The sequence below is a fragment of the Deltaproteobacteria bacterium genome (assembly GCA_020845895.1).
Taxonomy (GTDB): Bacteria; Lernaellota; Lernaellaia; order JACKCT01; family JACKCT01; genus JADLEX01.
In genome coordinates this window covers 1-22,056 of the sequence record JADLEX010000008.1, presented here as the reverse complement: position 1 = coordinate 22,056, position 22,056 = coordinate 1, and the positions used below count along the sequence as shown (strand labels likewise).

Here is a 22,056-nt window from a genome sequence, read left to right as displayed (position 1 = left end):
TCAGGTTCGGGTCATGGACACCAGAGCGTATTCGGCCACATCCTCGAGACGCGATATCGAAGCACGAGGGAGCGGTTTCTTTCAATAGAATGCGGTCGCCGCGACCGTTGGAACGCTCGGGATGACAAAAAGTCCTAAGGAGTCTGTTTTGCGTGCGGTATTGCAGCGCGTGAAGAGCGCGCGGGTGAGCGTGGACGGCGAAGTCACCGGCGAGATCGGCGCGGGCCTTCTCGTCTTTCTCGGCGTGGCGCAAACCGACACCGACGCCGATCTCGACTACCTGCAGAAGAAGATTCCCGAGCTGCGCATTTTTGAGGACGACGAGGGCAAGATGAATCGCTCGGTCGTCGAGGCCGGCGGTGCGCTGCTCGTCGTATCGCAGTTCACGCTTTACGGCGACGCACGCAAGGGCCGTCGCCCGGGCTTCACCGACGCCGCGCGGCCGGACCTCGCGATCCCCATGTACGAGCGCTTCGTCGAGGGCTGCCGCGCGCTCGGCCTGCGCGTCGAAACCGGGCGATTCGGCGCGATGATGGACGTGGAACTGGTCAACGGGGGGCCGGTCACGCTGCTGCTCGATTCCACGAAATTGTTTTGATGCCGCGCTGGAGCGGCCCCGCGCCGCGTGCTAGGATCGCCGCCGGTTCGCACGACTTTTCGGGAAAGACATGAAACTCGACGATCGCGATCGGTGGATCGCAGCGGCAATGTTCGCCGTGGCCGCGCTCGCCGCGCGCCTGGTGGGCATCGGTTCGCCGGGGTTCACGTCGGCCGAGGTGCACCGGCTCACATTCGGCGGCGGCGGGCTCCTCGCGTATTTCTCCACATCGTTCGAACCGCCGATCTACCCGCTGTTCATCGCGTTGTGGTCGACGATCTCCGACGCCGAGTGGTGGGTGCGTCTGCCGTCCGCGCTCTTCTCCGCCGCGGCGGTCGGCGTCGCGTTTCTGGTCATCGAACGCAAGATCACCGCCGTGACCGCGACGCTGGCGTGCGTGCTGCTCTCGCTGCACCCCATGTCGGTCGAGGCGGCGCAGCAAGCGTCTCCGGTCGCGCTCGCGACGCTCTTCGTCGCGCTCTCCGCATACTACGCCAGCGCGTGGCTCGCGACGCACGGCGAAAGCGCTAAGCTGCCGACGGTGATTTTCGCCGCGCTCGCGATCTACACGCACACCTTCGCGTGGTTCTACGTCGCGTGGCTCGGCTTCGCGATGTTTTCCTCATCGATTAAACCGGGCTTTCGCTTTCGCGACGCGTTCGCGCCCGTCGCGGGTGCGGTGCTGCTCGGCCTGCCGTGGCTGCCCGCGATGGTGCGCCAAGCGGCGCACGGCATGGCGACGATCCCGCGCGAGGATCTCACCGCATTCGCCGCGCGCCTTTGCGCCAATTTCCCCTTCGGCGTGGACACCTGGCACATCCCCACGTTCTCCGGGCTGTGGCACTTCGCCGGCGTCGGCGACGCCGCGCTCGTCGTCGCCCTTTTCGCGCTTTTCGCCTTTGTCGCGGTGCTGGGCTTCTGGGGCGGCTTTCGGCATCCATTTCTCGGCGCGCTCTTCGCCGTGCCCGTGGTGATCGCCTTCGTCGCGCGCATCTTCGTGCCCGTCTCGCTGGTGGACATGACGATCGTCGCGCCCGCGGCGATCGGGTGCGTGGCGTCGGGGATCGGCGAACTGTCGCGCCGCTCGCGCTTCGGCGGCGTCCTCGCGGCGGCCATCGCCGTGGTGCTCGTGCTGCTCGCCGCGGGCGCGGTCAACGATGTCCACCGCAATCGTCGCTACAATCCCGCCGACTGGCGCGAGATTCACGCCCGCCTCGGCGAGCCGCGCCCGCGCGAATGGGTGATGGCGTATTCCGCCGAGTCGGCCGCGCCCTTCGAGTTCTACAGCCGGGGCCGATGGCAGTTCAAACCGCTCGCCGCGACCGACGCCGAGGCGCTGCGCATGGGGTCGCGCGGCCTCGCCGCCAAAGCCCTGTCGTTCGCGCCGCTCGCGTTTCGCATCACGCTGATCGACCACGACGGCGAGCGATTCGACCCCGACGCCGAGGTCGTCAAGGTGCTCGCCGCGACGCTCGGTCGCCCGACCTTTCAGACGGTCGCCGGGTACCCGACGTACACGATCGTCTCTTACCCCGACCGCAGGGCGTTCGAGCCGCTGAAGCTGTTCTGGCTACTGAAGTGGTGAGGGCGGCGGACCACGCCGCATATTTGTCCGACACCGGACCCGAACTTCATAAATTTCTTACGAGCTGACTCGCATGTGCGTCACGCATTCCCGCACGGCGCGGGCGATGTGGGCGAGGTCCGACGCGGTGAGATCGGGATGCACCGGCAAGTGCAGGATGCTGTCGGCGGCGCGGCGCGCGTTCGGGCAATCGGATCGGTATCGCGCGAAGATCCGCTCGTCGGCGCATGCACTCATGTAGCCGCGCGCGCTGTCCACGCCGTGCGCCACAAGGCGGCGCGCGAGTTCGTCGGGCGCGTTCACGAGCACGGGAAAACTCATGAAGATCGGCGTCTCGCCCTCGCGCACGTGGCCGAGGTGAAGCCCCGGCGTGCCGTCGAGCAACCGCGCGAGATGCAGCCCGTTCGCCCGGCGGCGTGCGTTTTGCGCGTCGAGTTTTTCGAGCTGCGACAGCCCCACGCGCGCCTGCGTGCCTGACGGCAATCCATCGAGAAAGTCGGCCGGGACGCGATCGTAGGCGCGCGGCGGGTCCGCCGTCGCGAGGTCAATCACGTCGATGCCGCGCGGCTTGAGGGCGCGAAGCGCGGGGGCGAGCGTTGCCGCGAATATGCGTCGATCCGCCGCGACGCGCATCGCCGACGCGAAGGCCGCGCGTTTCGCGAGTTGCGTTCGCGACGTGCGCCGCCCGGCGGCGAGCCGTTCGCGGATGCGCGAAGCCCACGCATCATCATCGAGCGCGACCATTCCGCCGCCGAGCGTCGTGAAGTTCTTGGTCGGTCCAAAGGTGAAGTACGCCGCATCACCGAACGACCCGCACGGCTTGCCGCGCCACGCCGCGCCCAGACCCTGCGCCACGTCCTCGATCACCAGCGCGCCTCGCCGCTTCGCGAATTCGATGATCGCGTCCATGTCCTGCACGCGACCGTAGAGGTGCGTGGCGACGATCGCGCCGACCTCGCCGGGCAGCGCCGCGAGTCGCGCTTCGTCCATGAGCATCGTTTCCAAATCGATGTCCACGAACGCGGGATGCACGTCGGCGAGCAGACACACTGAGGGCACTGCCCAGTATGTGAGCGCGGGCATCGCGGCGGTGGCGATCCTGCGCGGCGCCGTCGTCAGGAGCAGGTAGAGTCCCGCGCGGGCGCTGGCGACCGCGATCGCATGGCGGCGGCCGAGGTACGCAGCGAACGCATCCTCGAATTCGCGCACGGCGGATTCATCGTCGTTTCGTCCGCGCCACGCGGCGGCGAGATCGGACATGGAAAGATTCGGCGAGAAACGCGGGATCATGTCGTCGCCCCTTGCGGGTCTTTCCGAGCCATCCATGCCGTGAATAACACAGTGCCCACGAATACGGTCGCGCCAAACGCGGCGAGCATCGATGCGAGCCCCGCGGGTCCGTATGAGGACGCCGCCAGTAAGACGGCCAACGCGATCGCACACCCGGCGAGAATCGCGAGCGCGTCAGCCTTGCCCTGCGCGAGGCGGAATTTCACGACCAGTACCGTCGCCGAAAGCCACGCGGCCCAGATCAGATATCGCGGCAGGATTTCGCGGACGGGCGCGTATCGCGAGCCGAAAACGCGATCGACGACGAGGTCGGGCGCGATCATCACGACGGCGATCGCCACGCCCGCCGCAACGGCGAAGAGCCCGAGCGCGCGAACGAGGATCGGGACGTTGGGCTCGCGGCGCGCGTGCGCCTCGACCGCGAGCGGGAACATCACCGTGCCGATGCCTTCGGCAAGGAAGAACAGGAATTTGCCGCCGGTGAAGGAGACCGACCACCAGCCCGCCGCGCTCGCGTCGAACTGATGCTTGGCCGCGACCATGTCGGCATTCGCCAGCACCACGATCACGATGTGCGCGGCGAGGATCGGCCAGACGAACAGCGGAGCGGCGGGCAGTTCCGCGGCGTCAACGCGCACGCGCGCACCCGGCGGCCCGGCCCACAGATCGGGCGACTCGCGCATCGCCGACCACGAGTGAACCAGCGCCGCCAAAGCGCCGAAGATGTATCCCGCGAGCAGGCCCGACACGCCGAAGCCCGCGCCGAGCATCGCGAAGCCGACGATCGCGCGCAGCGCTCCTTCCCACACAAGATTCACGCCGAGCGCGTCGAACCGCTGAGCGCCCTCGATCACCCCGCGCGTGTACGCGAGCAGGATCGACGCGAAGAAAAATACGCCGACCCAGCGCACGTGATCCGCGTCGGCCAGACGCAGCCATCCCGCCACCGGAGTCGCGCAGGCGACGAGGATCACCGCGATCGCAGCGCCGATCGCCAGCACGAACCGGGCCGCGCGGCGCACCCAGACGGCGGCGTCGATGGCGTCTTCACGGGCGAGACGAAGCGACGTTTCCCGCGCAGCGGCCATCGAGACGCTGGGAAATAGCGCCGCGCTCACCATCATGAGCGCCCACAGCGCGCCCCATTCGCCGAAGGCGGCGGGGCCGAGCCGACGCGCGGCGACGGTGGCAAGCGCGAAGGTCGCGGCGGAAAACACCAGGTTGGCGCCCACCACCGCCGCGCTGCCCCGAAGCAATCGTGTCGTGACGCGCGCCATGCGCCGCTCCGAGCGCTAGAGAATCTTGAGGTTCGCGTATTGCAGCATCAGCGTCTTCGCACCGACGGACGCGAAATGCACGACGACCTTGGCCTTCGCGCCCGATCCTAATGACGAAAGCACCGTGCCCGGTCCGTATTCGCGATGCAACACGCGGGCGCCGGGTCGCAGCGCGCCGCTGGCGTCGTCGGGATCCTGATTGTCGGAATCGTCCACGAACGAATCGCCCTCGGCCACGACCGGCGCGGGTTTTGCCGGGCGGCGGACAGAGCCCGCGGGCATCGCCGGTCGCGCGCCGGGACCGGGCGCTTCGCGACGGATGCCCTGCGGAACGCCGCGCGGAGCGGACCGCGAAAACGCGAACGTGTTCGTCGCGGGACGCGGCGAGGAATCGCGGTTCCACGAACGGTGCGGCGTGTCGGAGGCGTCTCGATCCCCGAAGCCCCTCGGCGGCGCGAAGCCGACGGGTTCGAGCAGGTTCGACGGGATCTCGTCGAGAAAACGGCTCGGCCGCGAATAGGCCGACTCGCCGCTGTACGACCGCCGTCGCGCCGCGCACGAGAGCGTCAGGTGCTTGCGCGCGCGCGTGATGCCGACGTAGCACAGCCGTCGCTCTTCCTCGATCTCGGCGAGGCCCGCGTCGAGCGACCGCGCGTGCGGCAGGATCGCTTCCTCCACGCCGACGATGAACACCGCGGAAAACTCCAGCCCCTTGGCGTTGTGCAGCGTCATCAGGCGCACCGATTTTTCCGGCCCGCCCGCCGCGTCGCCCTCGATTTGGTCGAGATCCTGCGCCAGACTGACCTGCTCCAGATAATCGCGCAGCGTGGCCTCGGGATTGCGTTTCGCGAACTGCGCCGCCGCTTCGACGAGTTCCTTCAAATTCTCCTGCCGCGAGAGCGACTCGACGCTCCGGTCCTCGGAGAGCATCTGCGCGTAGCCCGAGCGTCGCTGCGTGAAATCGACGAGCTCGGGCAGATCGTCGTCGGCCGCATGGCGGCGCAGATCGGCGATGATCTCCAGAAACGCACCCACTGATTCGCCGGCGCCGCGCGCCAATGCGTTCGTTTTCACGAGATCCGCGCACGCGTGCAAAAAGCTCACGCCCGCGCGCTCGGCGTGTTCGTCGATGCGCTCGACGGTGGTCTTGCCGATCTTGCGCGCGGGCACGTTGATGACGCGTTTCGCCGATACGCCGTCCTCGGGATTCACCACGAGGCGCAGGTACGCCAGGATGTCCTTGATCTCCTTGCGGTCGTAGAACCGCGTGCCGCCCACGACGATGAAGGGCACGGCGTTGCGCTGCAATTCTTCCTCGATCACGCGGGACAGCGCGTTCGTGCGGTAGAAGACGGCGATTTGCGACGGACGCAGCCCCCGCTCCACGACCAGCTCGCGCACGCCGCTCGCCACGAAGCGCGCCTCGTCGTACTCGCTGTCGGCGCGGAACAGTCGGATGCGCGAGCCGGGGTCGTTGCCCGTGAACAGGCGCTTGGTCGCGCGGCCCGAGTTGTGGCGGATCACCGCGTCCGCGGCGGAGACGATGGTCGCGCTGCTGCGATAGTTCTGGCCGAGGATGACGATCTTCGCGTCGGGGAATTCCTTCTCGAAGCCGAGGATGTTTTCGATCTTCGCGCCGCGCCAGCGATAGATGCTCTGGTCGTCGTCGCCGACGACGCACAGATTGCGCCGCTCGCCGATGAGCACCTCGAGTAGACGGTTTTGCGCCGTATTCGTGTCCTGAAATTCGTCCACCAGCAGGTGCTCGAACCGCGTGCGGTAGTGGTCGCGCACGGCGCGCACGGTCTCGAACAACTTCACCGTGAGCACGAGCAGGTCGCCGAAATCCATCGCGTTGTTCGCGGCGAGTTCCTTCGTGTAGAGGCGCACGACCTCGACGTAGCGGTCGCGCATCGGCCCGGCCATCTCGCCCGCGATATCGGCGGGATCGACGAGCGCGTTCTTGGCCCGGTCGAGAATCGACATCACGGAGCGCGGGTCCATCACCTGCGGGTCGACGTCGAGCCGGCGCAGCAGATCGCGGATCAGCGCACGCTGGTCGGTTTCGTCGTAGATCGAAAACCCCGCCGCGAAGCCGAGGTGCTCGGCTTCGCGGCGCAGCACGTGCGCGCCGAACGAGTGGAATGTCGAGACCCACACCGCCCGCCCTCGCCCCGGCAGCAGTCGCTCGACGCGCTCGGCCATCTCGCCCGCGGCCTTGTTGGTGAAGGTGACGGCGAGAATGCGATGGGGATCGACACCGCGCCGGTCGCACAGGTACGCGATGCGGTGCGTGAGCACGCGCGTCTTGCCCGAGCCCGCGCCCGCGAAGATGAGCAGCGGACCGTCGCCGTGGAGCACGGCTTCGCGCTGCTGCGGGTTGAGCCCGCTCAGAATGGGGTCGTCGGAGTCGTTCATCGGTCGGCCATTTTGAGGGAACGCAGCATATTCGAGCACGGCGCGCTCGTCCATGCCGCGAGAACGGGACGACGCGCTAGAACGTCATCAGCAATCCGCCCTCGAAGCTGAAGTAGCCGCCCTGATCCTCGAAGTCGTCGGGTGTATTCAGGGGGTGCGTGTACCGCGCGCCGAGCGAGAGGCTGACGTTCGGCGCGATGCGCGAAATGAAGCCCGCGCGGCCGATGCCCGAGTAAATCGATGTGCTCTCGCTCGTGTCTTCGCCCTTCGCCTCGAAATCCTCGAGCGTGAACCAGATGTAGTCGAGCCCGACGCCGCCGCCGATGTAGGGCGAGATTTTCGAGCGCGGCATCGGGTAGACCGTGGCGAGCAGTTCCGATGGAATGTAGTTGACGTTCGCGGTCTTCTCGTCGCCTTTGTAGTCCTCGTAGTACGCGGTGTAAAAACCGTAGCCCGACGCCGCCGTCATCGAAAAATACTGCACGAACCAGTACGTGACCGAGAGCTGGCCGACGAACGCCGATCCCCCGCCGCCGAATCCGCCGCCCACGCGCAGCCCTAACGCCACGCGCCCCTTGTAGGGGTCGATCGTCTTCGTGCTTTTCTTCTTCGCGGCGAGCGCCGGCGAGGCCAGCATCAGGCACAGGGCAACCGCGAGCAGCGCGCGGATGGCGGGACGACGCATGAATCGCTCCTCGTCGTGAGACGTTCGTTCACGGATAATCGACGCAGCGCGAAAAGGCAAGGAAGAGACCATCACCGCCCCAGCCGCACGGGCATGCGCCGCGATCCCCACGTGCCCGGCCGCGCGTCGAACACCCCCGCGCACGGCTCGCCGCAACCCAGGCACGCGCCGCGCGCGTCGAGGTCCCACGCGCCGATCTCGTAACCGTCGCGCTCGATCACGCGCATACCGCAGCGCGGGCACCATGTGGATTGCCCCGCCGGGTCGTGCACGTTGCCCGTATACGCAAAACGCACTCCGTTTTGCCGCGCGATCTCGCGGGCGCGCGCGAGCGTCGCGGGCGGCGTGCGCGGGCGGTCCATCATCTTCCAGTCGGGGTGAAACGCGGTGAAGTGCATCGGCACGTCGGGGCCGAGGTTGCCCACCACCCATCGCGTCATCGCGTCGATCTCAGCGGGATCGTCGTTTTCGCCGGGGATCAGGAGCGTCGTCAGCTCGAACCACACGCGCGTTTCGCGCTTGAGATGGACGAGCGTATCCAGCACCGCGCCAAGCGACCCGCCGCACACCTGTTTGTAGAAACCCTCGGTGAAGCCCTTGAGGTCCACGTTCGCCGCGTCCATCGCCGCGAAAAACTCGACGCGCGGCGCGGGGCTGACGTAGCCCGCCGTGACGGCGACGGTTTTCACGCCGCGCTCGCGACACGCGGCGGCAACGTCCACGGCGTATTCGAGAAAGATCACGGGATCGTTGTAGGTGAACGCGACCGAGCGACACCGCGTGCGTACCGCCGCGTCGGCGATGGCTTCGGGCGTGGCGGCGTCGGCGAGCGTGTCCATCTCGCGCGATTTGCTCATGTCCCAGTTCTGGCAGAACTTGCAGGTGAGATTGCACCCGGCGGTGCCGAACGAGAGGATGGCCGTGCCGGGCAGAAAGTGATTGAGCGGCTTCTTCTCGATCGGGTCCACGCAGAAATCGCTCGACCGGCCCCACGTGTGCAGCACCATCTCGTCGCCGACGCGCCCGCGCACGAAACACAGCCCGCGCTGGCCCTCGGCGAGCCGACACTCGCGCGGGCACAGGTCGCATCGAATGCGCCCGTCGTCCTCGCGCGTCCAGTACCGTCCGGGGACATACGCGGGAATCGCGCCGCTCGCGGCATCGCGTGCCATGCGGGGATGATAGCGCGTTTGGCGGCGCGGCGACATGCGGGATGGATGGGCTCGCTTCCGACCCCACGAAGACGGCGGCGTCCGTCGGGTCAGGCCCCCGGCTCACGAAACACGATGTTGTTGACCTGAAGCCAGTGATGGTCGCGATAGGCGCGCGTGAGCCCGACGCACAACAACGCCCGGTCGCGGCGCCGAAAACGAGCGTTGATGCGCTCGACCCAATCGTCGGATTCGGGCACGAGACGACCGTCGTCGTCGTAAAACCGCGCGTCGGTCAGGCTGAGATTCGCGATACCCAGATCGGTCGCCACGCGCACGCGCAGACTTTCCTTCATGGACTCGTCGCGTTTGTGCAAAATCATGGGCGGCGCGGAGGGTCGAAACACACCCAGCGACGCCCGGCCCTTTCCCTCCAACACGCCGAGCGACGCACCCTCGAGCCCCATGAGATCCGGCCCGAAGATGTGCGCCATGGAATCGGACGCCCGCGTTTCGAGCGCGGCCCACAACTCGCCGTGAGGCAGCACCGCGGATGCCCGCAGCGGGAGGGGCCTGACGAGCCGGTCCTCGACCTCGGGCGGTGTGGATCGCGGCACGTCCGAACCGAAATCGATCACCGCGCCGAGACGAACGGGGCCGCCATTGCGCGCCAGGAGCAGGCACGAAAACTGCCCCGCTTCGTAGGGAAGAATCGGGCGGGCGAATGAGCCCGTAGCCGGGTCGATCCCGGCGATGCAGATCGCGCCGGGGCGCATGCGGGTGACGTGACAGACCCACAACTTCACGGGCAATCCTCCCCGGGGGGTGCCTTCTTACAGATGCACGATGCGGATATCCTCATCGGGCCACCGCGCGGCGAGATGCTCGGCGACGAGCCGGCGGTGGCAATGCTCCGCCGTCGCTTCGCTGCACAGCAACGCGGATCGCGAAGCGAACAGGTTCCGGTCCAGCGTTTCGGCGGCGCGGCGCTCGTCCATCAGGCGTAAAAAGCCCCGCTCGAACTCTCTCCAGCCGATCGACTTCGCCTTTTTCAACCCGTTCAGCAGTTCGTCGCTGGGCGCGAGCCGCGGTTCGTGTACGTACTCGATCGCCAGGATCGCCTCGAGAAAGTAAGCCAGATCGTCGGCTTTCGCGAAACCCGCGAGCTGCGACGTGTTGTGCAGACGCACGTCGATCAGTCGTCGTATTCCGGCGTTGCGAAGCCGTCCGAAGAATCCCCGGGCCGTGGTTTTGGTAAAACCGATCGTGTGGATTTCCATTCCTGTTTCTCCGTGCCCGCGAACAGGTCGAGCTGGTTGCGGCGAGGGTCCTCGGAGCGCAGCCGCTCCTCGAACTCGTCTTCCGTTTGCCGCGCGCCGTCGCCCCGGATGTGAACGATTTCGTGCCCCCGCCCGCGCGCCACGCGACCGATCAGCAGCCGGCGGTGACAGTCCGCCGGGTTCTCCTCGGAGCACATGATCGCCGTGGGCTCGTGCCGCGCGAGAGCGACCACCTCGTCGAGCGCGTTCGCGAATCCGTCCGTTTTCGCGATCAGATCATATCGCACCCGGCCGTCGTCATCGTAGAAATCCCGACTCGCCGGTCGCCCTCCCAGTTCGTCGCCGCGATACACATAACGCACGCCCGCCGCCAGGGCGGCGCGGCGCAACGGCTCGGCGTTGAAGTGCGTGGAATACTGAACCCAGGGCGACGAGCGCGTGTCCACGAGAACTCGAATGTGGTGCGCGAGCAGCAGATCGAGAAAATGCGGCAACTCGTGATTGGAGTGGCCGATCGTGAAGATCGTCACGGGATCTTCGCGATGCGAATCGACGTTCATTCAACGTCCCGAATGATCGAGTGGCATGTGGAGATTGTGCCCGCGTCCTCGGCAAAAACACAAGACGCGGCGAGCCGACCGGTCAGGGGGTTTGCAGCGGCCAGGCGGTGCCGGTGCCCTCGCCGCCGACGGCGCGATGCCAGCGCAGGATCGGCCAGCCGCGCGATTTGGCGACTGTGCGCAGCGCGTCGTCCGGGTTGACGGCGACGGGGTGCGCCACGCGCTCCAGCAGCGTCAGATCGGGGTAGTTGTCGGTGTAGAACGTCGCGTCCGCGACGGCGTGGCCCTCGCGGGCGAGCAGGTCCTCGACCAGCGTCGTCTTGCCCTCGGCGTAGCACAGCGGCAGGCGCGGGACGGGGCGATACACTCCGTGCTCGTCGATCTCGGCCTCGGTGGAGACGATATCGTGCGCGCCGCTGCGCCGGGCGAGCGAGGCCACGATCGCCCGCGCGGATCCCGACGCAAGCACGACAAAATCACCTTGGGCGCGGTGGCGGGCGATCGCTTCCAGCGCCTCGGTATACACCTTTGGCCACACCGCCTCTTCCACGCACGTCTCGGCCCACGCATCGACATGTGCAGGCGCGAGCCCCGCGAGCCCGGTGACGCCGGCCTCGACCATCACCGATTCGGGGCGGATTTTCGTGCGGTAAAGGATGTAGCTGCGGACGGTTTCCCAGCGGCCACGCGGCAGCAGGTGGCGGCGCTGCCACAGAAACTTCCAGAAATAGTAGCCGGCCATGCCGTCGAGGAGCGTGCGATCGACATCGAAGATCGCGACGCCCATCTATTTTTTCCCGAACAGCGACGTTTGAACGGGAGCGGATTCGGGCTGGGCATCACCCGGCAGGTGGAAGCCGTAGAGATCCGCGGCGGCGCTCGATGTGCGCCGCAGGTAGGTGCCGAGTAGGCCGTGGCGGTCGGTCCACTGCGCGTCGGGTCCAGCCTTTTCGATGTGGTTCAGCATCGCCCAGACCTTGGCGTCCATATCGTCGACCTGATGGACGATCAGCGCCTCGACCGTGGCCGGGATGACCGGCGAGCCGAACTCGCGGGTGCCGTGGTGCGCGAGGATGATGTGCTCGATCTGGAGTTTCGCCTCGGCGGGAAAATCGGGGATGCGCGCGCACCACTCGCCGAGGAGCTGCACGCCGATGATGAGGTGCGGCACCAGCCGCCCGCGATCGGTGTAGCCGAACGAGCGCGCGTACTCGAGCTCGTACACTTTGCCGAAATCGTGGAAGAGCCCGCCCGCGAGCAGCACGTCGCGGTTCACGTTTGTGTAGTGGCGGCTCACCATGTCGAGCAGCAGCAGCACCGAGACGGTGTGTTCCAGCAAGCCGTAAAGGTGCGCGTGGTGCATGTTCTGCGCGGCGGGCGCGCGGCAAAACGCCTCGCCCTCGGGCGTTTCGAACATCGCCATCAGGCACAGGCGCCGGATGCGGTCGTCGGCGATCGTCTCGAGAATCGCGCGCAGGTGCGTTTTCAGGATCTCGGGCGCGATGCGGCCCGCGGGCAGGAAGTCCTCGGCGCTGATCTCGCCCGGGGCGATGCGCTCGAGCGCGTCGATGACGAGCTGCAGCTTGCCTTCGTACGACTGCACCTTGGCCTGCACGTAGACGAAATCGCCCTCGGAGAAGAGCTGCGAAAAATAGTCGGCGTTGCGGAACACGCGCGCGACGATCTCGCCGGTGCGGTCGGCGAGCGTGAGATTCAGGTACGGCTTGCCGGTCTTCGCGGTGGCGAGCTGCTTGCGGCGCACGGCGTAAACCGAGTCGCAGAACATGCCGTCTTCGAGCGTGTTCACGGGAACCTGACGGATGCCCAACGTGATGTCCTTTCCAGGGCGACGGGACGTCGCCGGTCACATAATCTCGCCCGTCACAAAACCTCGCCCGTCACAAAACCTTGCCCGTCACAAAACCTTGCCCGTCACATGCTCGTGGCGAGCCAGCGCACGATGTAGGCCGTCGCCTCGGGATCGACGCGGCGATCGGGATCGGAATACGAGCCGATCGTTCCGCGCCCGCGCACGAGAAAGTGGTCCAGGGCGTCGAAGCGCTTGACGGTGTAATTCGATCTCCCGCCGACCTTTTTCGCGAACGCGTCGGATAGTTCCGGGAAGACCTGCTCGTCGCGGCCCATCAGAACGTGCAGCACCGGGACCTTCACCGCCGCGAGATCCGCCGCCGGGTCGAGCCGATCCCACTGGCGGAAGAGGTCGAGATAAGTCGGCCGGTTGCCGATCACCGTGAATTCTTCATTCGTCGTGCGCGCTTTTTTCAGCGCGATCATCACGGGATGATCGTCCAGATCCTCGGGCAAAAAGTCGGCCGCGGTCGAGAGCCGCCGCCGGGCCTGTTCCTCGGCGAGCTTCGCCATCGACACCGGCGCGGGGGCGAGCGCGACAACCGCTTTCACGTCGGATTCCGCGGACGCCACGCGCCATGCGACGTTGCCGCCCTCGCCAAGCCCCACCAGCGCGACGCGCGCGGGGTCGACGTCGTCTCGCGCGACCAGCCAGCGCACGGCGGCCTTGGCGTCGGCGGTCTGCGTGTCGAGGGTGGTCTGCGCGACGTCGCCGGGCGAGCGGTCCACGCCGCGATCGTCCCACGACATCACCGCGAATCCGCCCTCGGCGATCGCGTCGCACAGGTCGCCCGTGCGCGTGTCGAGCTTGGTGACGGGATCGACGCCATCGGCGCTTTGCGGGCCGGTGTCGGACAAAAAGATCACCGCGGGCAGCCGCCCGGCCACGCCGCGCGGGCGACGCAGTACGCCGTGCAACATGGCGGTGTCGTCCGTTCCCGACTTCGGCTTGATGGGAAACGACACGTCTGCGCGGTCCACGCGTTCCGATTTCGCACGCAACGGCGCGGCTTCGGCGGCACGCGGACCGGTGAAATTCTGCAACTCGACGGTGACGCCGATCGCCGGAATCTCGGCGCGGATCATGCGGCCCGGCGTGTCGGTCCACACGTTCGCGCCCACCGTGCCCATGTCCACGAAAAACCTGCGCGACGCGAAAAAGCCCTTCGCGGTCTTCACCGAGTCGGGGCCGCGATCATCCACGACCGCCGTGCTTTTCGTCAGCTCGCCCGGGTTGAGGATGGGGATCTCGCGGCCGAGGCGCGCGTCGCGCACCGCCGAACGCACCAGCAGTTGCAGGTGGCCGTAAATCCCCAGATCCGTGACGATCGACGTGGACGGCGCCGAGATTTTGTACTCCTGCGCGCCCTTGCCCACGGCGACCTGCGCGATGAAGCGGGTACCGTCGTACTGCATCGCCAGCTTGCGCGGCAGCTTGTTGACGGTCACCTCGCGCTGGTAGTCCTGAAACTCGCCACCGGCGCGGGCGCGCAGCTCCGAGAGGTTGCTGAAGGTCGTCTCGTCCTTACCCTCGCCCTGCTTGAGCGTGCCGTTGGTGCGCACGGTGTACGATCCGTCGGCCGCGTCGTCGAAGTCCACGCGCTCCGCGCCGATCAGGCGCCCGTCCTGCCGGATCTCGTAGTAGCCGACCCAGTTCTCAGCGTGGGCGAGCGTCGCAAACGCAAGCGCCGCCGCGACCGCCGCGAGGGCGATCCATCGCGACGCGAGGCGCGGCGTAAAATCGAAAAACGAGGTCATCGGGTCCCCAGACGCGACCGCGCGCCCTCGGGGACGCGCGAACGGCCCCCGTTTAACAGACGCGCCGCCAAAACGCAAAGGGAACGGGCGTCAGGCGCGGGCGCTATCTCGCGCGAGCCGACGCCGTTTCGCGGCGGTAGTGCGGTCGGCCATCGAACTCCACGCGACGGATGCGCCCCTCGGCGACCAGTGCGTCGAGCACGGCGCGGGCATCGGGCTCGGCGAGGCCGAGCGTGCGGATCAGATCGGCCTCGTCCACGGCGCGTCGCTCGATCATCGCCAGCACCTGCGCGCGCGGATCATCCGTCGCGACCGGCGCGTCGTCGTGCGCGAAGCGGCCGATCACCTCGACGGGGAGCCCGGCGAAACGCGCGGCGATCGATTCCATCTCGGCGCGCGAAAGCGGCTGCGCGAGCTTCATCGCGGGCGGACGATCGACCGTGTTGAGTTGCACGCGGTCCGCGCCGATGCGCCGCGCGGCATCCGCCAGAAGGTCGACCTCGCGCGGGTCGTCGTTCAGCCCCTTGCAGAAAAAGATCTCGAGATCGATGCGGCCGGAAAATTCGCGCCGGAACTCGACGAGCCCTTCGATCATATCCTCCGCCGTGATCGACGGGTCGGCCATGTTGATCCGGTCCATGGCGTCCTGCGAAACCGCGTCGAGGCTTGGCATCACCACGTCGGCGAGGGCGAGTTCGGCGCGAACGTCGGCGCGCATGACGAGCGCGGAGTTGGTGATGATCGCGATGGGTGTGTCGCACAGAGAACGGATCAGGCGCACGAGATCGCCGAGGCGCGAATACAGCGTGGGCTCGCCGTTGCCCGAAAACGTCACGAAGTCGAGCCCGGCGTGCGGCAGAAACGCGCGCAGTTCGGCGGCGACGTCGCCGAACGGCACGAACTCGCCGCGCTCCTTGGTGAGTTGTCGCGTCGGGCCGCATTCGCAATAGGGGCAGTTGTGCGTGCAGACCTTCGTCTCGAACAGGTCGACGCCGAGGCTGTAGCCGAGCCGCCGCGACGGGATCGGGCCGAAGAGGTAGCGGAATTTGCGCGGCGCGTTCATGTCGTTCCGCCAAAACAAAACCCGCGGCGCGAAACGGCGGGCCGCGGGATTCGTTCGGAGAGAGAGGGATTCGAACCCTCGGTAAGGTTTTTGACCCTACACTCGCTTAGCAGGCGAGCACCTTCGGCCTCTCGGTCATCTCTCCACGTCGTTTCGCGTTTCCGATCGTCTTCGCGTTCGCCGTCGTGTGCCCGGCTTCGCGCGGCGATTTCGGAGGAGGAGGGATTCGAACCCCCGTGGCTTTCACACCAAGCGGTTTTCAAGACCGCCCCCATCAACCCCTCGGGCACTCCTCCCCGTGCGTGACGAGTCGGTCGCGCGCGTGGGTTTCGCGGCTCGCGCGAATACACCTGAACCGCCGATTCCCCCGTCCGCGACGCGGGATCATTTGTCGTTTTGACGGGCATTGTCAAGTTGCGTGCGCCACTGCCGAGCGCGGCCGCGCGCGCCTTCGTCATTTCCGCCCGCGAGCGCGCGATTCGTGCTAGATTCTCGCCCGGCGCGGCTGGTCAAGGCGCGTGTTTCGGACTCGGCGATGACGAACTTTCCCCATCCTCCCGACGCGGTTGCCCCGCGCGCGGTTCGCCGCGAGCGGCACCTGCTCGCCGCGGTCGCGCTCGGCGTCGTCGACATCGCGCTCGCTCTCGTCGCTCGTGGGTCGCCGTGGGGTGCGTTCGCGCCGTTGGCGCCGCTCGTCGCCGCGCTCATGGGGTTGTGGTGGGGCCGGCGCGCGTGGCCGGTCGCGGCGGCGCTCGCCGTCGTTCATTTCGCGATCGAGGGAGAGGCGACGCCGATCGGGTTCGCGGCGCACCTCACCCGCGGCGCGGCCTGGGCGTTGCTCGCCGGGTATGTCGGCGCGTGGGCCGACCGTTCCCGGCGCACGCTCGCGAGCCTCGAGATCCTGCGCGACAATCTCCAGGCGCTCTTCGAATCGTCGCCCGTGGGCCTCGTGATGTTCCGCGAGGGCCGCGCACTTTACGCCAACGCGCGCTTCGAGCGCCTGCTGGGGCTTGCGCCCGGCGGCGCGGTCGGGCGCATCGTGTTCGACTTCGTGCATCCGGACGATCGAGCCCGCGTCGAGGAGCGCGTGCGCGCGCTGCGCGATGCGGGCGAGTTGTCCACGTTGCCGTTCGAGTGCCGTTTGCGCGACGCGGGCGGTGAAACGGTCTTCGTGGAAATTCACAGCAGCGCGATCGACTTCGAGCGCCGCCGCGCGGTGCTGGTGCACGTGTACGACGTCACCGCCCGCGTGAGCGCCGAGCGCCGCCAGCGCGAGACGCAGGAAGCCGCGCGCCGACAGGAGGATCAGCTCGTCCACTCGACGCGCCTCGCGGAACTGGGCGAGATGGCGGCGTCGGTGGCGCACGAGATCAACCAGCCGCTCACGAGCATCCGCAACTTCGCGAAGAATGCGATCTACATGCTCGATCACGACGCCGGCGGGCCCGGCGACGTGCGCGAAAACCTGCGTCTCGTTTCGGAACAGGTCGATCGCGCGTCGAAGATCATCCGCCAGATGCGCGAGCTGGCGCGCAGAACCGAGATGACGCACGAACCCGTCGATCTGAATGCGGTCGCGCGCGACGCACTGGACTTTCTGATGCCGCAGTTTCGTGTGCAGGAGACGGACGTGACCTTCGAACCCGACGCCGCGATGCCGCCCGTGATCGGCGATCGCATCCGGCTGGAGCAGGTCTTCATCAATCTGCTCAGCAACGCGCGTCAGGCGCTGGACGGCGTCGAGCACCGGCGGTTGCGCGTCACGACGCGCCGAACCGACGGCCCCGATCCGCGCGCCGAGGTTGAGGTAGCCGATTCGGGGGTGGGTTTCGCACCCGAGGCCGCGGCCCGGCTGTTCGCCCCGTTTTTCACGACCAAGGCGCCGGGACAGGGGACGGGGCTCGGTCTGTCGATCTCGCGCCAGATCGTGGAGGACCACGGCGGCACGATCGACGCGCGCGGCGAAACCGGTCGCGGCGCCACGTTCACGATCCGCCTTCCCCTCGCGCGAAGGCCCTGACCGCCGCGTGATCGCTCCCACGTTGACCGTTCGGCCGATTCGAACAAAATGCCTCACGCACGTGAGCGCGGAAGGCGCGCGGCGCATATGGCTACGTGATCTTCATCGGCGATGAGGGAGACGCAATGAGTATCGTGGTCGTGGGATCGGTGGCGTACGACACGCTCGCCACGCCGTATGGACGGCGTGAACGCGTGCTGGGCGGATCGGCGAGTTACTTTTCGCTCGCCGCGTCGTTCTTCACCCCCGTGCGCGTGGTGGCGGTTGTCGGCGACGACTTCGATTCCGCCGACGAGGCACTGCTCGCCGGAAAAGGCATCGACCTGTCGGGACTCTCGCGCGCGCCGGGGCCGACCTTTCATTGGACCGGCGAATACCACGACGATATGAACACGGCGCATACCCTCGACACGCGACTCGGCGTCTTCGCCGATTTTGCGCCGAAACTGTCCGAGGCGCACCGCGGATCGCCCTTCGTATTCCTCGCCAACATCGACCCGAAGCTACAAGGGGCCGTGCTCGACCAGATGATCTCGCCGCGAATCGTCGCCATGGACACGATGAACTACTGGATCACGAGCGCCCTGCCCGGGCTGCGGCGCACGCTGGCGCGGGTGGATGTGCTGCTCGTCAACGACGGCGAAGCGAAACTGCTGTCGGGTGCGTCGAACGTGATGACGGCCGCGCGGCGCATCCGCGAGATGGGCCCGCGCTCCGTGTGCATCAAGCGCGGAGAATACGGCGTCATCGTGTTCCACGAGGCGGGCATGTTCGCCGTTCCCGCCTACCCGCTCGAAACCGTCGTCGATCCCACGGGCGCGGGCGACAGCTTCGGCGGGGCATTCCTCGGCTATCTCGCGTCGCGCGGCGAGGCGACGATGGACGCGATGCGAACGGCGGCGGTGTACGGCTCCACCGTCGCGAGCTTCGCCTGCGAGGACTTCTCCGTGGGCCCCCTCGTGCGCCTGACACGCGCCGACATCGAGGAGCGTTTTGAACTGTTCCGCGAACTGACGCGATTTTAACTCGCCGGGAGAAGGCATGGGGCTGTTCGACGCGATCCTCGGGAACAAGTGCCACAACTGCGGGGCGCGCGTGCGCGTGCCGCTCGTCGCATTCGGCATGATGTGGGTGTGCCCGGACTGCGCGCCGAAGATGGAAAAGGAACGCGAGGCGCGCCGCCTGGAAAACGAACGGCTTCGCCGGGAAGAGCGGGAAGAAGCCCGCTCCCGCGAGGCGCAGGTCGCCGCCGAAAAGGCCGCCGCCGATCGCCGACGCCGGGCGGAGGATCTCCACGCCGCGTGCGCGGCGGGCGAACGCGATGCCGTTTTGCGCCACCTCGCGTCCGGAGCGGACGTCAACGAGCGCGACTGGAACGGACGCACGCCGCTCATGATGACGGCATTCGGCGCGGACGTGGAAATGCTGAAGCTGCTGGCGGGCAAGGGCGCGGATCTGAATGCGCAAAACGCGTCGGGCTGGACGGCGCTGCATTACGCGGCCGCGGCAGGACGAGCCGAGAACGCGCGCGTACTGGTCGAGGCCGGCGCGGCGCGCGACATCGCCACGTCCGACGGGAAAGGCGCGGCGCAACTCGCGCGGGACAAGGGCCACGACGAGACCGCCGCGTCCATCGAGCAATAACGAACACCCGCCCGCGGAATGTGATAGACTTGTGACCGCATCATGATGAACGTTCGTCGCTTCAGCGGAAATTCATTTGTCGGCATCGCCGTCGTGATCGTGCTGGTCGCGGGGACGCTGGTATCGTGCGCGCGGGAAAGAGACGACGCACACGACGATGCCGACGTGAGCGAGATTTCCATCGAACCCGACTCCTCGGCTCCCGCGTATCGCGAGGCGTTGGGCTGCCGGCATGCCGAATCGCCGTACAGACCCGGCGCGTCGATTCGCGGCTCGATGCTCGCGGGCGAAGAAGCCGGCGGCCGGCGCGGTTTTCGAGTTTACGTCCCGACCTCGTACCGGCCGGGCACGCCAACGCCCATGGTCATGATGTTTCACGGCGTCGTGTCGGACCCCGTCAAGATTCAGAACAAGCTGAGCTTCATGAACGACGTCGCCGAGCGCGAAGGCTTTGTCGTGGTCTGGCCCGAGGGGAAGGGCCGGATTCACACGTGGAACGCGGGGGTGTGCTGCGGGACGGCGATGGAGGTGGATCTCGACGACGTGACGTTTGTTCGGAATCTGATGGACCTGATCGACGACCAACTGTGCGTCGATCATGACCGGGTACACGCGGCGGGCATGTCGAACGGCGGCATCTTCACGCTGCGTCTGGCGTGCGAGATGTCGGACGAATTCGCCTCGGTGGGGCTGGTGGCGGGAACGGACACCGAGCTCGACTGTACGCCGACTTCGCCGGTCTCCGTCCTGCAAATTCACGGCTCCGAGGACCTGATCGTACCGTACAACGGCGGGCTCGGCTGCGGAATCTTTCAGATCGATTTTCCGTCGGTGCCGAACACGCAATCCGCCTGGGCCGAGCGTTTGGGCTGCACGGGGTCTTCCGAGCCGTGGCAGAGCACAAGCGACACCGAGTGCACGTTGCGCGCCGATTGCCCGCCGGGCGTGGACCTCGGCCTGTGCACGGTGGCGGGCGGCGGCCACCAGTGGCCGGGAAACGGCGAATCGATCTACTACAACGACTGTCCGGAAGACGGGGACAAGACGGAATCATTCGCCGCGAGCCAGATGCTTTGGGACTTTTTCCGTTCGCACCCCAAGGTGCGTTCGGAGCCCCGGTAAACATTCGCGGGCCTTCGGGGCACGCATTTTCGGTCGACGGCTCGCGTGCGAAGCCCAGACGCTTGCGTTTGCCGGATAGGCGGGATCAATTCCTGGCGACGAACCGCGCCCATGGTGACGCGGAACACCCCGATCGACCACGATCCGGATGTCGAAATGCGATCGCTTTCAACCGCCGTGAGATTGTCGTTGACGCGGTGCCCGGACAGGCGTATCCGCAAATGATGTGTCGATACCGCCGGTGAATGTGGGAGGGCTCTGCGTTGAGAGGATTCTCGCCATTCGCGATGTTCGTCTCGCGACGACCGCGGCGGCTCCCACAACATCAACGACCACGACCACGACCACGACCACGATCGCCGGAACGCCGCCCACGGTGTCGAACGGGTCATTCAACCCCGTCGAAATCGACTGGACGCCAGTTTGCGAGGTCGAAGTCTGTAGCCGGCTCGAGTTCTACGTCTGCGATCCGGAGAGCGATCTGCTCGGTGCGTACGTCAAGCACGTCGACGTGCCGTTCTTCCTGTTTCGCACAACCATGGACCGGGATGAACTCGTCGCCCCCGGCGACCTTCTCACGGACTGTGATTCCCGTTCGGACCGGTGCGTGTTCCGCTGATTCTCGAGGAATGGATGTTCGGCGTGGGCGAAGACTGGTACGATGGCCGCGTGGACATCATTGGATACGATGGCGCGGGTCACATCGGCAACCGGTTAGAGGACGTGGCTTTCAGCGTGTACTACGCTCCGGCGTCGACCACCACGACGACCAAGACGAAGAGGCGACAGAACGATCGACACCGGCCCGTGACAGCGTTCCTGACGAGGTTGAACGTGGCGGAGCGTTTTGTGAGTAACGAAGTGCACGGCAGCAGGGGTGACAAAAATCGTTTTCGCACGACTTCCGCGAAACGCACGAGCGCAAAATCGCTAGAGCATTTTACTTACATACGCCTACGGTCGAGTGAAAAAAACTGGTTCTTCGCCGATCTGACTCTTTTTCGACACTTGTCGGCGGCTTTGATTTTGCGAATCGAATGACATCAAAGGGTTCCCCGCCGGTTTTTGGAGTATTGACGAAAATGTAGTGGTAAAGAAATGTAATTGATGGTGGATTATCCGTTGACAAAGGCATGGTTCTTATTGATTCTCGGGCCATATTCGTACGAGCCAAACGTAGTGTGCAGGATGGGAAGACCTACCAGTCGCCCCTGAAAATCGCCTTAACTGATTGAAAACGCTGGATAAATGGTCGATTTTGTGCTAGTTCTTTTCACCGGGAATCGGGCATAACAACCCCCAAAACCGGTGACAGCTGGCGCCTAAGGAAACCCCGCCGCTCTCGGATTTCGACCTCTACCGCAGTCATTTCAACCAGATTCTGAACCAGCGGCACGAGCTGATTCTGCTCGGCAAGGCGATCGACTGGTCGATTTTCGACCGGGAGTTCGGCCCGCTGTACGACACGGCGCACGGTCGCCCCGGTCTGTCGACGCGCCTGATGGTCGGGCTGCATTTCCTCAAGCACACCTTCAACGAGTCCGACGAATCGATGTGCGCTAAGTGGGTCGAGAACGCGTACTGGCAAGCCTTCTGCGGGTTCGAGTACTTCCAGCACGAGCTGCCGCTGCATCCGACGTCGCTGGTGAAGTGGCGAAAGCGCATCGGGCCGGAGCGAATGGAAACGCTTCTTGCCGCGATCCTCGACACCGGGAAGCGCGCCGGCGAAGTGAAAG

Annotated in this window: 21 protein-coding genes and 2 tRNA genes; 9 read left to right on the top strand and 14 right to left on the bottom strand. The window is 66.5% G+C overall.

The window, feature by feature from the left end; genetic code table 11:
* The first annotated feature begins 148 nt into the window (after positions 1 to 148).
* Entirely contained in the window at positions 149 to 598 is a 450-nt protein-coding gene (locus IT350_00830) for a D-tyrosyl-tRNA(Tyr) deacylase (GenBank protein ID MCC6156566.1), read from the top strand.
* A 70-nt stretch (positions 599 to 668) separates the two neighbouring features.
* The gene (locus IT350_00825) at positions 669 to 2,183 is read left to right on the top strand and encodes a glycosyltransferase family 39 protein (GenBank protein ID MCC6156565.1); all 1,515 of its coding nucleotides are present in this window, start codon (positions 669 to 671) and stop codon (positions 2,181 to 2,183) included.
* A gap of 57 nt (positions 2,184 to 2,240) precedes the next feature.
* Here the strand turns inward: IT350_00825 and IT350_00820 are convergent, their stop codons facing one another.
* From IT350_00820 to IT350_00755, 14 genes are all read right to left on the bottom strand, one after another.
* Positions 2,241 to 3,473: a DegT/DnrJ/EryC1/StrS family aminotransferase gene (locus IT350_00820; protein MCC6156564.1), complete on the bottom strand. Its 1,233-nt coding sequence runs from the start codon at positions 3,471 to 3,473 to the stop codon at positions 2,241 to 2,243.
* On the bottom strand, positions 3,470 to 4,750 hold the full coding sequence (locus IT350_00815) for a hypothetical protein (protein ID MCC6156563.1): 1,281 nt from the start codon (positions 4,748 to 4,750) through the stop codon (positions 3,470 to 3,472). Before IT350_00815 ends, IT350_00820 begins: the two co-directional genes overlap by 4 nt.
* A gap of 15 nt (positions 4,751 to 4,765) precedes the next feature.
* Positions 4,766 to 7,168: a UvrD-helicase domain-containing protein gene (locus tag IT350_00810; protein ID MCC6156562.1), complete on the bottom strand. Its 2,403-nt coding sequence runs from the start codon at positions 7,166 to 7,168 to the stop codon at positions 4,766 to 4,768.
* A 76-nt stretch (positions 7,169 to 7,244) separates the two neighbouring features.
* On the bottom strand, positions 7,245 to 7,853 hold the full coding sequence (locus tag IT350_00805; GenBank protein MCC6156561.1) for a hypothetical protein: 609 nt from the start codon (positions 7,851 to 7,853) through the stop codon (positions 7,245 to 7,247).
* 71 nt (positions 7,854 to 7,924) lie between these two features.
* The gene (gene amrS / locus IT350_00800; protein MCC6156560.1) at positions 7,925 to 9,025 is read right to left on the bottom strand and encodes an AmmeMemoRadiSam system radical SAM enzyme; all 1,101 of its coding nucleotides are present in this window, start codon (positions 9,023 to 9,025) and stop codon (positions 7,925 to 7,927) included.
* Positions 9,026 to 9,114: 89 nt separating this feature from the next.
* Positions 9,115 to 9,810: a hypothetical protein gene (locus IT350_00795; GenBank protein ID MCC6156559.1), complete on the bottom strand. Its 696-nt coding sequence runs from the start codon at positions 9,808 to 9,810 to the stop codon at positions 9,115 to 9,117.
* 27 nt (positions 9,811 to 9,837) lie between these two features.
* On the bottom strand, positions 9,838 to 10,284 hold the full coding sequence (locus IT350_00790) for a DUF488 domain-containing protein (protein MCC6156558.1): 447 nt from the start codon (positions 10,282 to 10,284) through the stop codon (positions 9,838 to 9,840).
* Positions 10,200 to 10,844 (bottom strand): DUF488 domain-containing protein, encoded by a 645-nt coding sequence (locus IT350_00785; GenBank protein ID MCC6156557.1) that lies wholly within the window; start codon positions 10,842 to 10,844, stop codon positions 10,200 to 10,202. The genes IT350_00790 and IT350_00785 overlap by 85 nt, the downstream gene beginning before the upstream one ends.
* Positions 10,845 to 10,926: 82 nt before the next feature.
* Positions 10,927 to 11,631, bottom strand: coding sequence for an HAD-IB family hydrolase (locus IT350_00780; GenBank protein MCC6156556.1), 705 nt, complete (start codon positions 11,629 to 11,631; stop codon positions 10,927 to 10,929).
* Positions 11,632 to 12,672, bottom strand: coding sequence for an HD domain-containing protein (locus IT350_00775; GenBank protein ID MCC6156555.1), 1,041 nt, complete (start codon positions 12,670 to 12,672; stop codon positions 11,632 to 11,634).
* Between the two features lie 104 nt (positions 12,673 to 12,776).
* Positions 12,777 to 14,471 (bottom strand): alpha/beta hydrolase, encoded by a 1,695-nt coding sequence (locus tag IT350_00770; protein MCC6156554.1) that lies wholly within the window; start codon positions 14,469 to 14,471, stop codon positions 12,777 to 12,779.
* 103 nt (positions 14,472 to 14,574) lie between these two features.
* The gene (locus IT350_00765) at positions 14,575 to 15,534 is read right to left on the bottom strand and encodes a radical SAM protein (protein MCC6156553.1); all 960 of its coding nucleotides are present in this window, start codon (positions 15,532 to 15,534) and stop codon (positions 14,575 to 14,577) included.
* A gap of 55 nt (positions 15,535 to 15,589) precedes the next feature.
* A tRNA-Ser gene (locus tag IT350_00760) sits at positions 15,590 to 15,679 on the bottom strand.
* A gap of 66 nt (positions 15,680 to 15,745) precedes the next feature.
* Positions 15,746 to 15,830: transfer RNA gene (locus IT350_00755), tRNA-Ser, on the bottom strand.
* Between the two features lie 239 nt (positions 15,831 to 16,069).
* On the opposite strand from IT350_00755, the gene IT350_00750 reads away from it, so the two are divergent.
* The 7 genes from IT350_00750 to IT350_00720 form a co-directional block, all read left to right on the top strand.
* The gene (locus tag IT350_00750; GenBank protein ID MCC6156552.1) at positions 16,070 to 17,554 is read left to right on the top strand and encodes a PAS domain S-box protein; all 1,485 of its coding nucleotides are present in this window, start codon (positions 16,070 to 16,072) and stop codon (positions 17,552 to 17,554) included.
* 125 nt (positions 17,555 to 17,679) lie between these two features.
* Positions 17,680 to 18,579 (top strand): sugar kinase, encoded by a 900-nt coding sequence (locus IT350_00745; protein ID MCC6156551.1) that lies wholly within the window; start codon positions 17,680 to 17,682, stop codon positions 18,577 to 18,579.
* Positions 18,580 to 18,595: 16 nt separating this feature from the next.
* Positions 18,596 to 19,198 carry an ankyrin repeat domain-containing protein gene (locus IT350_00740; protein ID MCC6156550.1) on the top strand — a complete coding sequence of 201 codons (603 nt, stop codon included), beginning with the start codon at positions 18,596 to 18,598 and terminating at the stop codon, positions 19,196 to 19,198.
* Between the two features lie 42 nt (positions 19,199 to 19,240).
* The gene (locus IT350_00735; GenBank protein MCC6156549.1) at positions 19,241 to 20,320 is read left to right on the top strand and encodes a hypothetical protein; all 1,080 of its coding nucleotides are present in this window, start codon (positions 19,241 to 19,243) and stop codon (positions 20,318 to 20,320) included.
* Between the two features lie 241 nt (positions 20,321 to 20,561).
* On the top strand, positions 20,562 to 20,939 hold the full coding sequence (locus IT350_00730) for a hypothetical protein (GenBank protein MCC6156548.1): 378 nt from the start codon (positions 20,562 to 20,564) through the stop codon (positions 20,937 to 20,939).
* Positions 20,940 to 20,953: 14 nt separating this feature from the next.
* A complete protein-coding gene (locus IT350_00725; protein MCC6156547.1) occupies positions 20,954 to 21,361 on the top strand; it encodes a hypothetical protein in 408 nt (135 codons plus the stop codon).
* Between the two features lie 460 nt (positions 21,362 to 21,821).
* The coding region (locus IT350_00720; protein ID MCC6156546.1) for a transposase at positions 21,822 to 22,056 on the top strand (235 nt) is incomplete at its 3' end.

What these genes read in the sequence shown, in the direction of transcription:
- IT350_00825 (MCC6156565.1), top strand. Translation starts at nt 669, where the DNA reads ATGAAACTCGACGATCGCGATCGGTGGATCGCAGCGGCAATGTTCGCC.
- IT350_00820 (MCC6156564.1), bottom strand. Translation starts at nt 3,473, where the DNA reads ATGATCCCGCGTTTCTCGCCGAATCTTTCCATGTCCGATCTCGCCGCC.
- IT350_00815 (MCC6156563.1), bottom strand. Translation starts at nt 4,750, where the DNA reads ATGGCGCGCGTCACGACACGATTGCTTCGGGGCAGCGCGGCGGTGGTG.
- IT350_00810 (MCC6156562.1), bottom strand. Translation starts at nt 7,168, where the DNA reads ATGAACGACTCCGACGACCCCATTCTGAGCGGGCTCAACCCGCAGCAG.
- IT350_00805 (MCC6156561.1), bottom strand. Translation starts at nt 7,853, where the DNA reads ATGCGTCGTCCCGCCATCCGCGCGCTGCTCGCGGTTGCCCTGTGCCTG.
- amrS (MCC6156560.1), bottom strand. Translation starts at nt 9,025, where the DNA reads ATGGCACGCGATGCCGCGAGCGGCGCGATTCCCGCGTATGTCCCCGGA.
- IT350_00790 (MCC6156558.1), bottom strand. Translation starts at nt 10,284, where the DNA reads ATGGAAATCCACACGATCGGTTTTACCAAAACCACGGCCCGGGGATTC.
- IT350_00785 (MCC6156557.1), bottom strand. Translation starts at nt 10,844, where the DNA reads ATGAACGTCGATTCGCATCGCGAAGATCCCGTGACGATCTTCACGATC.
- IT350_00780 (MCC6156556.1), bottom strand. Translation starts at nt 11,631, where the DNA reads ATGGGCGTCGCGATCTTCGATGTCGATCGCACGCTCCTCGACGGCATG.
- IT350_00770 (MCC6156554.1), bottom strand. Translation starts at nt 14,471, where the DNA reads ATGACCTCGTTTTTCGATTTTACGCCGCGCCTCGCGTCGCGATGGATC.
- IT350_00765 (MCC6156553.1), bottom strand. Translation starts at nt 15,534, where the DNA reads ATGAACGCGCCGCGCAAATTCCGCTACCTCTTCGGCCCGATCCCGTCG.
- IT350_00750 (MCC6156552.1), top strand. Translation starts at nt 16,070, where the DNA reads ATGACGAACTTTCCCCATCCTCCCGACGCGGTTGCCCCGCGCGCGGTT.
- IT350_00745 (MCC6156551.1), top strand. Translation starts at nt 17,680, where the DNA reads ATGAGTATCGTGGTCGTGGGATCGGTGGCGTACGACACGCTCGCCACG.
- IT350_00740 (MCC6156550.1), top strand. Translation starts at nt 18,596, where the DNA reads ATGGGGCTGTTCGACGCGATCCTCGGGAACAAGTGCCACAACTGCGGG.
- IT350_00735 (MCC6156549.1), top strand. Translation starts at nt 19,241, where the DNA reads ATGATGAACGTTCGTCGCTTCAGCGGAAATTCATTTGTCGGCATCGCC.
- IT350_00725 (MCC6156547.1), top strand. Translation starts at nt 20,954, where the DNA reads ATGTTCGGCGTGGGCGAAGACTGGTACGATGGCCGCGTGGACATCATT.